Source organism: Stieleria mannarensis (assembly GCF_014154935.1).
GTDB lineage: Bacteria > Planctomycetota > Planctomycetia > Pirellulales > Pirellulaceae > Stieleria > Stieleria mannarensis.
This window is the reverse complement of sequence record NZ_JACEHH010000035.1, coordinates 38,217-53,838: the sequence shown is the minus strand read 5'-3', so window position 1 is coordinate 53,838 and position 15,622 is coordinate 38,217. Positions and strand designations below refer to the sequence as shown.

The 15,622-nt window shown below is 58.6% G+C and carries 12 protein-coding genes and 2 tRNA genes; 7 read left to right on the top strand and 7 right to left on the bottom strand.

All coding sequences use genetic code 11. The features are described from left to right. Positions 1-52: 52 nt before the first annotated feature. Together sdhA and sdhB are read left to right on the top strand one after the other, a co-directional pair. The gene (sdhA, locus tag H1B37_RS22065) at positions 53-2,035 is read left to right on the top strand and encodes a succinate dehydrogenase flavoprotein subunit (protein WP_182868834.1); all 1,983 of its coding nucleotides are present in this window, start codon (positions 53-55) and stop codon (positions 2,033-2,035) included. Positions 2,036-2,123: 88 nt separating this feature from the next. After that, positions 2,124-2,975: a succinate dehydrogenase iron-sulfur subunit gene (gene sdhB, locus H1B37_RS22060; protein ID WP_182868832.1), complete on the top strand. Its 852-nt coding sequence runs from the start codon at positions 2,124-2,126 to the stop codon at positions 2,973-2,975. A gap of 205 nt (positions 2,976-3,180) precedes the next feature. Here the strand turns inward: sdhB and H1B37_RS22055 are convergent, their stop codons facing one another. From H1B37_RS22055 to H1B37_RS22045, 3 genes are all read right to left on the bottom strand, one after another. After that, positions 3,181-4,533 carry a DUF58 domain-containing protein gene (locus H1B37_RS22055; protein ID WP_182868830.1) on the bottom strand — a complete coding sequence of 451 codons (1,353 nt, stop codon included), beginning with the start codon at positions 4,531-4,533 and terminating at the stop codon, positions 3,181-3,183. Positions 4,534-4,625: 92 nt separating this feature from the next. After that, a complete protein-coding gene (locus H1B37_RS22050; RefSeq protein WP_182868828.1) occupies positions 4,626-5,591 on the bottom strand; it encodes an ABC transporter permease subunit in 966 nt (321 codons plus the stop codon). Continuing rightward, complete coding sequence (locus tag H1B37_RS22045; RefSeq protein ID WP_436298693.1) at positions 5,588-6,613, bottom strand: ABC transporter ATP-binding protein; 1,026 nt, start codon at positions 6,611-6,613, stop codon at positions 5,588-5,590. The genes H1B37_RS22050 and H1B37_RS22045 overlap by 4 nt, the downstream gene beginning before the upstream one ends. A 237-nt stretch (positions 6,614-6,850) precedes the next feature. On the opposite strand from H1B37_RS22045, the gene argJ reads away from it, so the two are divergent. Beyond that, positions 6,851-8,041: a bifunctional glutamate N-acetyltransferase/amino-acid acetyltransferase ArgJ gene (gene argJ / locus H1B37_RS22040; protein ID WP_182868826.1), complete on the top strand. Its 1,191-nt coding sequence runs from the start codon at positions 6,851-6,853 to the stop codon at positions 8,039-8,041. A 10-nt stretch (positions 8,042-8,051) separates the two neighbouring features. Here the strand turns inward: argJ and H1B37_RS22035 are convergent. Next, a tRNA-Thr gene (locus H1B37_RS22035) sits at positions 8,052-8,124 on the bottom strand. Positions 8,125-8,839: 715 nt separating this feature from the next. On the opposite strand from H1B37_RS22035, the gene H1B37_RS22030 reads away from it, so the two are divergent. The 4 genes from H1B37_RS22030 (at position 8,840) to H1B37_RS22015 (ending at position 12,438) form a co-directional block, all read left to right on the top strand. Next, on the top strand, positions 8,840-10,171 hold the full coding sequence (locus H1B37_RS22030) for a tetratricopeptide repeat protein (protein WP_182868824.1): 1,332 nt from the start codon (positions 8,840-8,842) through the stop codon (positions 10,169-10,171). Positions 10,172-10,365: 194 nt separating this feature from the next. Continuing rightward, on the top strand, positions 10,366-11,478 hold the full coding sequence (gene tgt / locus H1B37_RS22025) for a tRNA guanosine(34) transglycosylase Tgt (protein WP_182868823.1): 1,113 nt from the start codon (positions 10,366-10,368) through the stop codon (positions 11,476-11,478). Beyond that, positions 11,475-11,777 carry a P-II family nitrogen regulator gene (locus H1B37_RS22020; RefSeq protein WP_182868822.1) on the top strand — a complete coding sequence of 101 codons (303 nt, stop codon included), beginning with the start codon at positions 11,475-11,477 and terminating at the stop codon, positions 11,775-11,777. Before tgt ends, H1B37_RS22020 begins: the two co-directional genes overlap by 4 nt. 587 nt (positions 11,778-12,364) lie before the next feature. Then, a tRNA-Met gene (locus tag H1B37_RS22015) sits at positions 12,365-12,438 on the top strand. A gap of 405 nt (positions 12,439-12,843) precedes the next feature. Here H1B37_RS22015 and H1B37_RS22010 read toward each other — a convergent pair. The 3 genes from H1B37_RS22010 to H1B37_RS22005 are packed head-to-tail and all read right to left on the bottom strand — an operon-like array spanning position 12,844 to position 15,371. After that, complete coding sequence (locus H1B37_RS22010) at positions 12,844-13,143, bottom strand: DoxX family protein (protein WP_353620889.1); 300 nt, start codon at positions 13,141-13,143, stop codon at positions 12,844-12,846. After that, the gene (locus H1B37_RS34015) at positions 13,061-13,237 is read right to left on the bottom strand and encodes a hypothetical protein (protein WP_286178041.1); all 177 of its coding nucleotides are present in this window, start codon (positions 13,235-13,237) and stop codon (positions 13,061-13,063) included. The genes H1B37_RS22010 and H1B37_RS34015 overlap by 83 nt, the downstream gene beginning before the upstream one ends. Further along, on the bottom strand, positions 13,215-15,371 hold the full coding sequence (locus tag H1B37_RS22005) for a type I restriction-modification enzyme R subunit C-terminal domain-containing protein (protein ID WP_182868821.1): 2,157 nt from the start codon (positions 15,369-15,371) through the stop codon (positions 13,215-13,217). The genes H1B37_RS34015 and H1B37_RS22005 overlap by 23 nt, the downstream gene beginning before the upstream one ends. Between the last annotated feature and the right edge of the window lie 251 nt (positions 15,372-15,622).

The following is a 15,622-nucleotide window of genomic DNA, read 5'->3' as shown; positions in this document are numbered from 1 at the left end:
CACGCTTCGAGTTCCAATCAACACACATTCCACTCTTTCAATTTCAGTCGCTATGTCAAATCAACGTGTGGTCGTCGTCGGTGGTGGTCTTGCAGGTCTCGCCTCGGCGATGAAATTGGCAGAACTCGGCGTCAGCGTCGACCTGATCAGCCTGACGCCCGTCAAACGCTCCCACAGCGTCTGTGCCCAGGGCGGGATCAACAGCTGCAACGACCAGACCCGCCAGTTGGGCGACAACGAGTGGAAACACTTCGATGACACGGTCTATGGCGGTGATTTTCTGAACCACCAGCCGCCGGTCAAAGAAATGGCCTACTGGGCCCCCAAGGTCATCGACCTGATGGACCGCCTGGGGGTGCCCTTCAACCGCACCGGCGAAGGCTTTCTGGACCGACGACGGTTCGGCGGCACCTTGTACAAGCGGACGGCGTTTGCCGGTGCGACCACCGGACAGCAATTGCTGTATGCCCTGGACGAACAGGTCCGCCGCCGCGTCGCTGAAGGTCTGATCCGCAAGTTCGAATTCTGGGACTTCCTGGGACCGATCCAAGACGACAACGGTCGCGTCCGAGGTGTCGTCGCCCAAGACATGGTGTCGATGGAAATCCGCGCCTTCCCCGCCGACGCCGCCGTCGTGGCGACCGGCGGTTGCGGATTGGTGTACGGCCGCAGCACGATGAGCGTGTTCTGTACCGGCAGCGCCGCCAGCCGCTGCTTCCAAGCCGGTGCGAAGTACGGCAACGGCGAATTCATTCAGGTCCACCCGACCGCGATCCCCGGCAGCGACAAACTGCGATTGATGAGCGAATCGGCGCGTGGCGAAGGCGGACGCGTCTGGGTGCCGCGCAAACCGCACGACTCGCGCGCCCCACGCGACATCCCCGCCAGCGATCGCTACTACTTCCTGGAAGAACGTTACCCCGAGTACGGCAATCTGGTACCGCGAGACATCGCCACCCGCGAGATCTTTGACATCTGCGTCAACGACGGCCTGAGCGTGGATCCCGAACGGATGTGCGTCTACTTGGATTTGACTCACATCCCCAAAGCCGAATTGGACCGCAAGCTGGGCGGGATTCTGGAAATTTACGAAAAATTCCAGGGCGTCGATCCTCGCATCGAACCGATGCGGATCTTCCCGGCCGTTCACTACAGCATGGGCGGGTTGTGGGCCGATTACGTCAAGAGTGCCGACGGAGGCTTGGAGGCCGGCGCCCCGCGGAACCACATGACCAACCTGGAAGGCCTGTATGCGATCGGCGAGTGTGACTACCACTACCACGGTGCCAACCGACTGGGCGCCAACTCGTTGCTTTCGTGCATCTTTACCGGTTTGTTTACCGGGCCATCGATCGTCAACTACATCGACAGCCAATCCGGCGGCCATGCGGACATCGAGCCGTCCACGCTCTCAGCCGCCGTCGCCAAGCAACAAGAGCGCCACGACCACCTGCTGACCGGCAACTCCGGCAGCGACGAAAACCCCTATTTGATTCACCAAGAACTCGGGGACATCATGACGCGGGCCGCGACCGTGGTTCGCCGAAACGATCAATTGAGCGACGCGATCGAAAAGGTCAACGATTTGCACGAGCGTGCGATGAAGGTCAACTTGTCGGACACCGGCAGCTGGTCCAACCAAAACGTGATCTTCGCAAAATCACTGCAAGACATGTTCCCGATCGCCAAGTCCATCTTGGGCGGTGCACTTCGCCGCGACGAATGCCGTGGGGCCCACTTCAAACCGGACTTCCAAAAGCCTTCGCTGACCGCGGAAGATCCCGCCGAGCGACGCAAGCAAGCCGAGGAGTGGTGCGATGCGTTCGAAAAGAACAACGAAAAGTATTTGAAGAGCACGATCGCGGATTACGACAACGCCACCATGCAGCCCCAGTTCAGCTACGAGGACGTCGACACGTCGCTGCAGCCGCCACGCCCCCGGCTCTACGGGCTTGTCGGTGCCGATATCATCGAAGAGGTCTGGAAGGAGCGGGCCGAAGCGAAAAAGCAAACCCCCGAAATGGCATCCTCCTGATCGACCCCCGGCACCGCTCGTGAATCGGGCGGCCGACACACTTCACTCCACGAACATTCAACTTTCGACAACTTTCATAGGTCAACGCATGATTGCCCTGGATCCCGACGCCAACCGTCCCAAGTTCATCAACGTCCGCGTCAAGCGACAAGATGGCCCGGGTAAAGAACCGTATTGGCAGTTGTTCAAGATCGACTATGAACCCGAATTGAATGTGATCACGGTCCTGCAACGGATCGCCGCATTGAGCGAAACGTCCGACGGCAAAAAGGTCACACCCGTCGTCTGGGATTGCGGCTGCCTGGAAGAAGTCTGCGGTGCCTGCACGATGCAAATCAACGGGCGCGTCCGTCAAAGTTGTAGCGCCCTGGTCGACCAGTTGCTCAAGGACAACGCCGACGAACTCGTGCTCGAACCGATGAGCAAGTTCCCGGTGCTGCGCGATCTGATGGTCGACCGCAGCCGTCTGTTCAATGCACTCGAAAAGGTCAAAGCCTGGGTGCCGGTCGACAGTTATTACAACATGGGCCCGGGCGAACGACAGCTTCGCGCCACCCAGGAACAAAACTATCCGCTCAGCCAGTGCATGAGTTGTGGTTGTTGCGTCGACGCCTGTCCACAATACAACAAGATCGAACTGGCACGGAAAGACGGCGAAACGGACGAGGAGTTCCGTCGGCGAGAAGAGAAGGCCTGGAATGAGGGCTTCGTCGGACCCCACGCGATCTCGCAAGCCGTGCTGTTCAATAACCATCCGACCGGCAAATCGATTTCCGGCGAACGGATGGACGCGTTGACGGGCCCCGGTGGCATCCAGGCCTGCGGGAACGCTCAAAACTGCGTCGCCGTCTGCCCCAAAGAAATCCCCCTGACCACCTCCATCGCCCGGGCCGGCCGCGCCGCAACAATTCACACCATCAAAAAGTGGTTCGAAAAGTAAACCCGCGCCCGTGGGACAGGCTTCCAGCCTGTCATCATTCTGCCCCGCATCATTTTGCCATCCCTCCCTTGTCACTCCCACCAAAGTGACAAGGCTGGACGCGGGGAAAGAGCCAGGAACCTTCGAGGGGTAAGAGAATGTGCAACACCGATCGGACGGTGTCGTTCACCATCTTCTTACCCCAGAAATTTTCCTACCACGTTCTCTACGCCGTCCGCAGATTCACTTCGCGACACAGTCCGCGAATTGATCGTTCGTCAACCAGATGAAACGTCGGGATGTTGGCGGCGATCAACGGGCCGGCGACCGCGCTGTAATCGTTGATGTCCAGTGTGTTGATGATCACCGCGACCGCTTTACCGCGGCGGGCAAACCCGATCAAGGTCGCCAGCGAGTCCGGTGTGGCTTGCTGCACGATCGCGATCAACGTCGTTTCGTTGCTGATCCGTGACTCGGTTTCGACCAGCAACTCGGTCAGCGTCATCCCGTCGCTACGTTCCAGGCGGGCGAGCGTGGTTCTTAATCGCTGCAGGTGAACCGCGCCGCGCGAGGCATCCAGAATGATGGGGCGAAGTCGATCATTGGTGTCCAGCATCGTCGCGGACTGTTTCGCTTGATCGCGGACGCGGTGGTCGCCGATCCAACCATCGGTGCGAATTCGATCGGCGGCGTCGCGGCCGTTGGTGACAAACCCGAACGGTTGTGATTGGTCGTGCAAGGAACTGGCGATCGAAAACGCGGCGGTGATCGAAAGGTCCGTCCGAACGGGTTCGTGTTGAGTCGGGTTGGTGGTCGTGTGCAGGTCCAACACCAACGTTGCCCCGGCGATCGAGGTCGGTTCATAGACCTTGCTGTGCAAGATTCCGGTCCGGGCCGTGGCCGACCAATGGACCCGGCGCATCGGGTCGCCCGGTTCCCAGCGTCGGATACCGCGCAATCGCGTCGGGTCTTCCATCACGTTGTCACGCATCCGGATTTCGCCCATCGGGCGACGCGACGCGATTGCATAGTCGTCCAGTTCCACGGTCTTGGGCAACACCGTCAAATACTGGGGATGGGTGCCGACACGGTAGCGACGGTACAAGCCCATCAGATCGCCGGTTTCCAGCACGGTGGGGCCGATTTGAAAGTAGCCGCGGCGGTTGCATCGGATCGTGTATTGCAACTGACGCGTCTGGCCGGGCCACATCAAAAACACCTGGACGCGATCGCCTTGGATGTCCAACGTCGGCGGCGTGTGAATCGTCGCCCAGCGAGGAATCAAGTCTTCGACCAGCAACCAGAACACGGGGACCTTGCTGGTGTTGGTGACGGTCACCGTGATCGGCAACGTCTGGCCGATCTTCATCTCCACGTCACCGCCATCACGCGTCGCGATCGAGCAGCGGGCCCAGGTCAGTGCAAGAAACCGGTTGATCAAGATCACCGCGCCGGCAACGATCGCCGCCAGCACCCACAACGAAGCCCCAAACACCAACCCGACAAGCAACACGGCTGCGACCGCCGCGATTAGCGACAACTTGGCACCAGGCCCCGACGAGGTTTGTTGATCTCCCATGGCGAAAGTCTAATCGTTCTTGGTTGTTTTTGACGGGGATCCGCTATTTTCTTGTCACCCATTTTCTTGTCTTCCCCCACCACCTGCCAGCTCTACAGCGGCGCCGGCAGATCCCGCTTGCCGAACTGCCTGGCCGCAAGCCCGTACCCGACCGCCCCCAGCGTGATCAGAATCATCGGGTAAACCAGCGGAGGGAACATCGAATCGGGCATCGCGGTCGACCAGCCCCAGGGGGCCGACAAGCCGTCTTCGGCGACCAGGGCGGCCAGCTTTTGAGGCCGATAGCAGTTAAAGAAGGACATCCCCTGCAACCAGTCCAGCGATTCGGCCGCCTTGCCCAAGCCGAACATCACCAATTGCACGACATAGATCGCCATCACCAATCCGATCGTCCGCCAGCGGTAGCGATCGATGCTGCTGAAAAACGTCGACAGCCCCAGCAAGAAGAATCCGAAGGCGAACAGGTTGAACGTCGGGGCCGCGAACGCGCGTGAATCGACGCGCTCGGAAAGCGGAAACGATTCGACTTGCGGTTCGCTGATTTGAATCGGGATCGACCAACCGAACAGCGGCACTTCCACACTCGGCGGTGGAAGCGTTTCGTCGACGGTCGTCACCGAAACGCCGACATAGATTCCCAGCCACACCAAAATGCACAACAACGCCAGACCGCCGACCGCAACGGTCGCGTGCGACCACAGCAATTGCGCGCGGCTGATCGGTTGGGCCAACAACATCTCCATCGTGCCGCGGCCCAGTTCGCCGCTGACGACGTCGCTGCCACGCGACAAACACCAAATCACCGTGCACAGGATGATGATCGGTTCGTCATACGTCAGCCCCACCCGGCCCTGGTAGGTGAACAGCGAATCGAAACTGATCGGCGATAGCTTTTCGAACTCGCGGAATTGTTCCAAGATGGTTTGGAATTGTCCCATGTCCAACAAACTGACCACCCAGACCCGGACCCAGGCGAACGCGAACAAGGCCACGCCCAAAGAGACAAACAACAACGACGCTTGGCTGATGTAACTGCGGAGCAAAATTCGATGGATCATGCCGACACCCCGCTGCTGATGTGATCGGCAATCTCGTCGTCCGGTGCCAACTCGTGATCACGCGGGTCTTCCAGCGTGTCGTGGTGCACCGAGTCGTAGATCGCCCTCAGCCCCAAGGGCTCGATCCGCATCCGGTGCAATCCCAGCGAACTGATCCATGACAACATCGGGGCCAGGTCGCCGGCCGTGTCGATGCGGATCGAAACCGCGTCGCCGCTGGTCACCGAATCGACGCGGGTGAGCGTGATTTGATCCCGAAACGCCTCGGGGATGCTCGCCGTGACGGCCGGCTGATCGAGCGATTGACCGTTCGGCAAATCGGCCCAGACACGGTGTCGTTGGAACAGATCCGCCATCTGCAGTTCCAGCGCCAATCGCCCCTGTCGCAGGAACGCGACGCAGTTGCAGGTGTCCTCGATCTCGCTCAGCACGTGCGAGGAAAACATCACCGTGCGGCCTTCACGATGGGCCTGGGCGACCAGTTCCAACACCGTGCCGCGGACGGTCGGATCCAAATTCGCCGTCGGTTCGTCCAGGATCAGCAACTCGGTGGCCGGTGCCAGCACGACGGCCAAGGCCAGTTTTTGCCGCATGCCGGTCGACATCATTCCGACATGTCGACGCGTGTCCAGTTCTAGCGCGTCGGCGATCTTGCGGCTGCGTGCCAGATCGCCACGGGGATGGATGTCCGCAAAAAACCGCAGCACCCCGTCGCCCCGCAGATGTCGCGGCAGCCGCGCGTCGCCGGGCAGATACGACACGTGCTGGCGAACTTGGACGGGATCCCGCTGCGGGTCCGCTCCGCAAACGCTGGCCCTGCCGCCGCTGATTCGCAAATACCCCAGCAGCGATCGGATCAACGTCGTTTTGCCCGCGCCATTTGGCCCCAGCAGCCCAAAAATGTCTCCCGCATGCACTTGCAAGTCACAATCGGCCAGCGCCCGGAATCCGCCGTAATTCTTGGACAGCTGTTCGCAAACCACGACCGGAGACTCGGTGGCGGTTCCCTCCGCTGCGACGATCCGACGCGGTGGCGAATCGGGACCGCTTGGGCCGCTGCTATCGGTCACTAAAGTTGGTTGTTTCAAGACGCTCTCGACATCCGGATGGTGGATCTTGTGTCGGTCTATTGTGACGGTCGGTCAAACCGTAGAATCATAGGGCAGTGATTCGGTTCATTGTCGAACGACTTGGCGACTTTGACCACCGCACCAGCCCCGCTCGTACCGCCAGCCCCCTCCTGTTCCACAAACTCCTTTATGACTTCATCTGATCTTCCCGCCGGTTTCCAGTTTGCCGGCGTCGCCTGCGGGATCAAGCCGAGCGGGAAACCAGACCTGTCGCTGATCGTCGGGGACCATCGCTTGGTCGCCTCGGGGGTTTATACCCAAAACCAAGTGGTCGCCGCGCCGGTTGAAATCTGTCGCGGATTGACGCCGTCGCATCGCATTCGTGCCGTCGTCACCAACAGCGGCAACGCGAACGCATGCACCGGCCGCCAAGGTCACTTGGACGCCGCGGAAATGTGCCGCCACGTCGCCGACGCCATCGGTGCGACCGAAGCCGAGGTGCTGGTGATGAGCACCGGGATTATCGGGAAAAAATTGCCGATGGATCGGGTCAACGCGGGCATTGATTCTTCGGTCGCAAAGCTGGGGCGAAGCACCGATGATTTCCACGCCGCCGCCGATGCGATTTTAACTACCGACGTGGGCCGCAAGGCCGAATGCCGCCAGGTCAACATCGACGGGCAACCGATTCGGATCGCCGCGATGGCCAAGGGAGCCGGCATGATTTCCCCGAATCTGGCCACCATGCTGGCCGTCGTCATGACCGACGCTCAGCTCGACCCCCAGCAATCCCAACGGATCCTCCGCGAAGTGGCAGCGAAAAGTTTTAATTGCGTCAGCGTCGATGGTCACACCAGCACCAACGACACGTTGTTGTTGCTCTCCAGTGGCGCCAGTAATGTTCGCATCGATGATTCCAACGAAAAAGAATTCGTCCGCGCGTTGACCGAGGTCTCGTGTCGTTTGGCGCGGGAACTGGTTGCCGACGGCGAGGGCGCGACGCACGTGATGCGAATCCGTGTGGTCGGTGCCGATGACGATGAGAGTGCCGCGACGATCGCAAGGACGGTCGGTGCCAGTCCGCTGGTCAAAACGGCGATCTCGGGCGGCGATCCCAACTGGGGACGTATCGTCTCGGCGGCCGGATATGCCAACGCAAAAATCAATCCCCAGCAAACGTCGCTCAAGCTTGCCGGGACCGAAATCTATCACAACGGCGTGCCGACCGAGTTTGATGCCGCCGCAGTCAGCAAGGCGATCAAGGCCAAGAAAGAAGTCGAATTGGACCTGTTCGTCGGCAACGGCCCCGGGACCGCAATCCATTGGGCCAGCGACCTGACGGTCGAGTACGTTCGCTTCAACAGCGAATACACGACCTGAGAGTGAGAAGAGCCGACGAGGAGATTCGAACCCCTGACCTATTCATTACGAATGAATTGCTCTACCAGCTGAGCTACGTCGGCATCTTGAATGGACGCCACCGGCGATCACTCGCGGTGACCTGCGTCCGAGTGTGAAAGTTACCTCACCAAGGCTCGTCACACCAGGGCACATCTCACACCCGCCGGTCGGAAAATTCTCTCCCGCTCCGGCGGCCCAACTACGTTCTTCGGCCACGGTAGAGCGGATCTGCAATCAAAGTTGCGACGAATGGTATCGATCGAAAGAGAGCGGCGTCGATTCCACGAACGCCGCGACGGGACCCAGCGAATCCGACCTCGATCGCCGACAACCACATGGAGGTGGATTGCCCACAGATCGCAGCGCGAACCCACGGATCCCAGACTGTATCACATCGGTGGGTTCGCGCTACGATCCGGGGGCACTTTCGAGTCCCTTGATTAACCGTCCAGTGCCCCTCTTTGTGTGTGCAGGTGGATAGTTCTTTGGGGACGTGCCGTTTCCAACGTTCTCGCGATATTTTCAAAAAAATTTCGGGACAAAGGTTAAAAAACGCCCCGGTAGCGGGCTTTTCGGCGAGCGATTGCCGTGCCACGACTCGACAAAAAATATTTTTTTCGCTAAAAATTTCAAATCCTGGGCGGGATCCCGTCGCCGCTCAGCATCAAAAGGTCGGCCAGGCTGCTCTCGGGCGACGCTGATGCGACGTGAGACAATGACTGGACCGGCGGACCAAAACAACAACGCTCGCAGGCGTGAGCAGGAGAACTGAACTCGATGAACGAAGTCGAACTGGACGTCGTCGACTTGAAAGAACTCATTCTGTCGAACAATTCGTTCGGGCCGAATGATGTCGCCGAGATTCGGCAGATGATCGCGGAGAACTACGGCCATTTCGCCGAGCTCAGAGACGCTGTCAATGAGATGGAAGAAGATCCGGCGCTGACCCCTGCCGGCAAGACAAAGATGGGCGTGTGCCAATTTTTGCTCGGCCACTTTTCCGACGCGTTGCAGACCTTGCGGGCTGCCGACGGAAGCGCGACGGCATTGTTCTATTGCGCCCGGTCGCTGTTTGAGTTGAAGGACTTTGAGGCCGCGATCGACACCTACGAACAAGCTCAGCGTGCCGGTTACAACGAAGACCAATGCAAGATCTTCATTGCCGAATCGAACCGCTACAGCGGACGGATCGACAAGGCGATGTTGTTGCTGGACGACATCTTCGGTCCCGCCGAGCAGACCGCCGAGTACATGTATCAGCGTGCCGCGACGGTCGCCGCCGTCGGCGGACGCCGCGATGAAGCGATCACGCTGTACCAGCGGGCCGTTCAAACCGATGAAAATCACGCCGGCGCCTTGTTCGGACTGGCCTGGGAAAACGACCGCATGGGCAACGACGAAGAAGCTCTGCGGTTGTACGAACGCGCCGCCAAGGCCTTCCCCACCGGCGTCGGCGCGCTGATCAACCTGGGGTTGATCTACGAAGATCGAAACGAGTTCGACAAGGCCCAGATGTGCTACAAACGCATCCTGGACGCCCACCCGGACGACGAGCGAACGCGACTGTACATGAAAGACGCGTCGGCCAACGGCAACATGCTGTACGACGAAGAAATGCAGCGTCGCAACGACCGTTTGGCGCAAACGCTGAACATGCCGGTCGCCAACTTCGAATTGAGTGTTCGAAGCCGTAACTGCCTGGCCAAGATGGGCATCGAAACCATCGGCGATCTGACCCGCACCAGCGAATCCGAATTGCTCTCCAGCAAGAACTTCGGCGAAACCAGCCTGATCGAAATTCGCGAGATGTTGGTCAGCAAGGGACTGAAGCTGGGGCAATTCGCCCACGAGAAAAAGGCTCCCGAGCCGCCGGTCGACACCAGCCACCTGTCGCCCGACGAACAGGCCATGCTGGAGCGTCCGATCTCCGATCTGAACCTGTCGGTTCGAGCCCGCAAGTGCATGGCGCGGTTGCAGCTCAACTCGATCGGCGAACTGCTCCGCAAGACCGGCGACGAATTGCTAGAGTGCAAGAACTTCGGCGTCACCAGTCTGACCGAAGTCCGCGAAAAGCTGACCGACCTGGGACTCAAACTTCGCGGCGACTGATCCCAGGTGCGAGCTGCGACGGCCCCTCCGGGCCGCCGCCTCGTTGGTGTCTAGGCTTTAGCCGATCCGCTCGAGTTTCGTGTAGTGGACGACGCGACGAGTCCATTCGGATCGCAAGCTGCCGGGGTTGCTCACGTCGCCCACTCCTGCTGATCTCACGGGCTGAATTTTTCGATCCCCAATCACTTCACCCGATGACGTTCCGATTCCAGCTCCACCACACCGACGCCGATACCGGCGCGCGTCGAGGAACGTTCACCACACCGCACGGTCCGGTGGAAACTCCGGGGTTCATGCCGGTCGGAACGCAGGGGACGGTCAAAGGTCTGACGATCGATCATGTCGCCTCGACCGGGGCGCACATGATACTGGGCAACACGTACCACCTGGGGCTGCGACCGGGGCACCAAACCGTTCGCGCGCTCGGAGGACTACACGCCATGTCAGGATGGGAAGGCCCGATCCTGACCGACAGCGGCGGGTTCCAGGTCTTTAGCCTGAAAGGGATCAACAAGATCTCCGAACACAGCGTGGTCTTCCGCAGCCACATCGACGGGGCGCTGATCGATCTGACGCCCGAGCATTCGATGGAAATTCAAGAATCGCTCGGCAGCGACGTCGCGATGGTGTTGGATCACGTCGTCGCGCTGCCCGCCGAGCGAGACGAGGTTCAGCAGGCGATGGAGCGGTCGATCCGCTGGGCCAAACGTTGTCTGGAATATGCCAGCTGCGGCGATCAGGCAAAGTTTGCCATCGTTCAAGGCGGCTTGGATGTCGATCTTCGTGTGCAATGCGCCCGCGAACTGGCGGCGATGAATTTCGAGGGCTATGCGGTGGGAGGATTAAGCGTCGGCGAAACACCCGACGAGATGTACCGGATCACCGCGGCAACCACGCCCGAATTACCGGCCGAAAAGCCCCGCTATCTGATGGGGGTGGGCCGCCCGATCGACCTGTTGGAAAGCATCGTCCGGGGGATCGATCTGTTTGATTGTGTGATGCCGACGCGGAACGGTCGCAACGGATTTGCCTTTACCGACTCCGGACCGATTAAAATACGGAACGCCAAACACAAAACCGACACGTCGCCGTTGGATGATTCATGTGACTGTTTGACCTGCACCCGTCACAGTCGCGGCTACTTGCGTCACCTGTTCATCGCCGGTGAAATGTTGGGGCCGACGTTGTTGTCGCTGCATAATCTGACGTACTACCAGAAAGTCATGCGTGGGGCGCGCGAGGCAATCCAGGCGGATCGATTGGCGGAGTACATCGCGACGAAAAAGAGTCAGTGGGGAATCACGTGAGACAGATCATCGCCGTCGTTCGTCCCCATCTGGCCGAGCGCGTTTTAGAGACTCTCAAACGGGCACCGCTGGAAGCGATCACGGTTAGCGAAGTCAAAGGGTACGGACGTCAGAAAAGTTATTTGGACGAGTACCAGGAAACCGAATTCTCCGAAGCCTTTTTGCCCAAAGTCGAAATCACGATGTGGGTCGACGACTCGCGTTACGAAGAAACGTTAGAGAAAGTCGTCACGGCGGCGCGAAGCGGACGGATCGGCGACGGCAAGGTCTTCACGCTGCCCGTCGAAGTCTTCCAATAAGTTCTCGCCACACCAAATGCCAGCGGGACGCGTAAGCGAGCGGCTCATTCCCGTGGGATAGGCTTCCAGCCTGTCAATTTCGCTTGTTCCCATGTTGTCCCCGGGCTGAGTGAACGTCGGCATTTCGCGGTTGTTCAGAATTCAGCAGCATGCGTTTTGCAAAGGGCTGTCGACTCACAGAAGCGATCACTCGACGAGACACAAGCAGCATTGTCCGGTTCGCGCAAGCGGTCCCGCGTTCTTGAAAATTGGTAAGAAGATTTTGGGGTAAGAAGATGGCGGAATCGCCCCATCCCTTCGGTGAGGAAAATTTTCCTACCTCCGAAATCTTCCTACCACGCTACCCCTCAAACGTGTTCTGTCACGCCGGCCGGAATCAGCAGACCGATGACAGAATGATACGGGGCAGAATGATACGGTTTGAAGAGCCGGTCGCACCTTCAGTCAACGTAAGGAAATGAAACCGTCTCCCCTTCCGTTGCTGCTGCGCGGTTGGAGTTCTAGCGCTGCCGAAATCATCTTCAAGAAATTTTCACTTTCGAATCGAAACGGCTAGGCGCCGGCGAGTCGATCGACGATAACTTCGGTGCGGGATGGAGCAGCCCGGTAGCTCGCGAGGCTCATAACCTCGAGGTCGTCGGTTCGAATCCGGCTCCCGCAACTTCTCTGAAAGGTTGGAACAAGTTCTGACCCAACGGTTAACGAAAAGCCGATGCGTGCTCCGCATCGGCTTTTTTCGTTTTATCCCGCTGTCTACGCACGACTTGCGTCGATGTTCGTGGCGGAGGTTTCTCTGTCGTCTCAGAATCCTGAGAACACTCAGGCCGGCACTCGCGGCCGGATTTCGGTTTCTGGGCCAGAATTCTTACGTTCTCTGTGTCTTAGCCGGTTTGGGTTAGGAGCCGTAGCGACCTCCCTTTCGGTCCAGTTGAGAACCGCGTTTGCCCCTGAAAATCGCGACGTTTCCAATCACCCACTTCGTAGCGACCCACCGAAACAGAGCCCAAACGCCGTTTGCCGGGTCATCTGATTTAGAGACACTGAGAATAGCTGGGAGACGCGAACATCATCGCGATTTCACTGCCGCCCACCAAACCCAAGCGATTAGCACACCCTGCAGAGGCAGCCGAGCAACCAGTGCCCAAACCGGGATCGCCGGAAACTGGCCCGCGTTCATCAGCATATCCACGTTCGCTGGGAAGACGGCAACAAGCAGTGCGATCAATCCCCACCCCGCCGCTCGCCGCATTCGTGGCACCGCCAAGCCAACGCCACCAAGCAACTCAAAGAACCCAGAGACGTAAACCAATGGCAACGGCCAAGGCAAATAGTCCGGCATGATCTTCAGGTAAACGCCCGGCGACACAAAGTGATTGATGCCAGCGGCGATGAACAAAACGCAGAGTAGCGCGATCGAACATATTCGGCTGTTCAACTTCACTGAGCGACACCAGTGGCATTCGCGTTAATCCGACGCACTGCACCAATGAATGTTTCGGCGTTTTCGCCCATGACACCGGCGACGCCCTCAGCGTGAATGTCGGTGAAGGGCGGCTCGAAGAGCTGTGCAAGGTCGATCAGGCCATTGTCGACGAGGTGGTCGATGACCAAATCGACAAACCGAATTTGGTCCGCTGAGTATTGACCTTCAGCAAGGAAGTCGGCCAAGGCTGCTTTTGCCGCGGTGCGATCGAGCCCCACAATCCTTCGCACCAAAACACCAAGCGGCTCGTCGCTGCCGTAGGTTTCAATGAACTCGTCTCGGGTTCCGGGGCCGTCATCGGCAAACAGGATGGCTTCGAGTGAGTCGATGTCGCCGGCGTGCAACGGTAGGTTGTTCTTGATCCGTGCAATGGTGGGGTGTGTTTCATGCTCACGAATGAAACGCTCGACGCGAAGCCGGTAGTTTGCCAGCCCTGGATCAGCTTGCACCAAACCGGTGATCTCGACTTCGTCGCCTTCATCATCCATGAAGTTGGTGTAGACGGTTTCCTGGGAACCGGTGCGGTCGATGAACTTGATCAGATCACGCAGCTTCTTCCGGGCCAATTCCAACATCGGCAAAGTGATGTTTTGCCAAGTCTCATCTCGCTGCAACTCCAAGATCAACTCGAGTTCTTTGGCAACGGCTGGGATTGCTTGTTTTTCCTCCAGGTTCCCCATTAGTGAAATGACTTGCCGCTGATAGCGAGCCTGCCTGGGCGAGGTTTCCAGGATCGCTAGCTGCATGCTGAGCATCAACAGATCGAAACGCCTTGCCATCTCCTCGTCATCGTCTTCGTACGGCAACGGAGCGATATTCTGGTCCAGATCAAGCACGTCCTCGGGCGAAAGCTTGCTGAGGTTATCGCGATTGGAGAATTTTTCGACGTAGCGACGTTTAGGCCGAACAATGAAGTTGTCGGTATCGAGCTTGGTCACGACTTCATGCATCTGATCGACCAAGTCGTGGCGCAGCTCGGTCAACTGGCCCAGTTCTTTCTCGCTGCTGGTGTGGAACGCTTCGGGCAGTTCACGCCACTCGGACTCGGAGCCGATGCGTAGCGTCGCGTCGGCGGCATGATCCGTGCTTGGAGCGGATGCCGGCAATTGATGAGCAACTTGCAGCCGCCGCCGAAAAATCTTGGTCTTGATCGAGTCTTGTAGTGGTGCGTCGTAGCCGTCGGGGCGCTGCCCAAAGAACTCAAGGTTTTGGCAATAATCGAAGATGTAGAATTCGGTCTTGTCTTTTCCTGGGCCAAACAAATCTGGGCACAGCCGAGTCCCCCGGCCGATCATTTGCCAGAACTTCGTCTTCGAGCGAACGATCTTGAAGAACACCAGGTTCACGATTTCGGGCACGTCGATGCCGGTGTCCATCATGTCGACCGATACGGCGACCAGCGGGGCCTTGTCCGCGATATAAAAATCGTCGATTAACGTATGAGCATACTTCACATGGTTGTCGATCACGCGGGCAGTCTTGCCCGCCGTCTTGGGAAAGTTCTTGTTGAATCGTTCGACGATGAATTCAGCGTGATCGTGGTTTTTGGCAAAGATCAGCGTCTTGCCGATGCGGTCGCCACCGCCCACTTTCAACCCATCCGTCATCAGCTTTTTCAAAACACGATCAACCGTGTCCTGGTTGAACAACCACTTGTTGACCGCTGGCGACTCGATCGCCGCAGGCAGCGAGCCGGTCTCGTCATCGTAGAACTTCTCTTCGTATTCGAGCTTTTCGTCGTCGCTCAGCTCGTCGTACTTCACGCCGTCACGCTGAAACTTCAGTGGCACCGAAATCGCCTTGAATCCGACCAGAAAACCATCGCTGATCGCTTGGTCAAGTTCGTAGGCGAAGGTAGGGTTCCCCGATTCCAAACCAAATAGCCCGTAGGTGTCACGATCCACCTCGTCGCGCGGCGTCGCGGTCAAACCCAGAAGCAACGAATCGAAGTACTCGAAGATCGCTCGGTACTTCTGATAAACGCTGCGGTGAGCTTCGTCGATGACGATCAGATCGAAATGGTTCACGCCGTAGCAAAGGAGATAGCCTGGGTCGCGTGCTACCGATGCAATCCGTCGCAAATGTCCGAAGTTGACTTTCTTAAATGGCACTACCGAGTCGTTCGATGGTCAGCGATCGTCGGAGAAAACGACCCAACCTATGCCAGAAGCGTTTTTGAGCAACAACGCGACTACTGGTCGCGAATCCCCACAGATGGCCGGTCACAACGTGTTCACGAGGTCGTTGCAGCGCTCGAATCAGGGACCAAGGATGTCGACGGATTGATGCGAGTGGCCAACGTGTTGGGACGCGAGCATGCTGGGGTCTCGTCACTGCAGGAAGCAATTGATGAACTGACAAC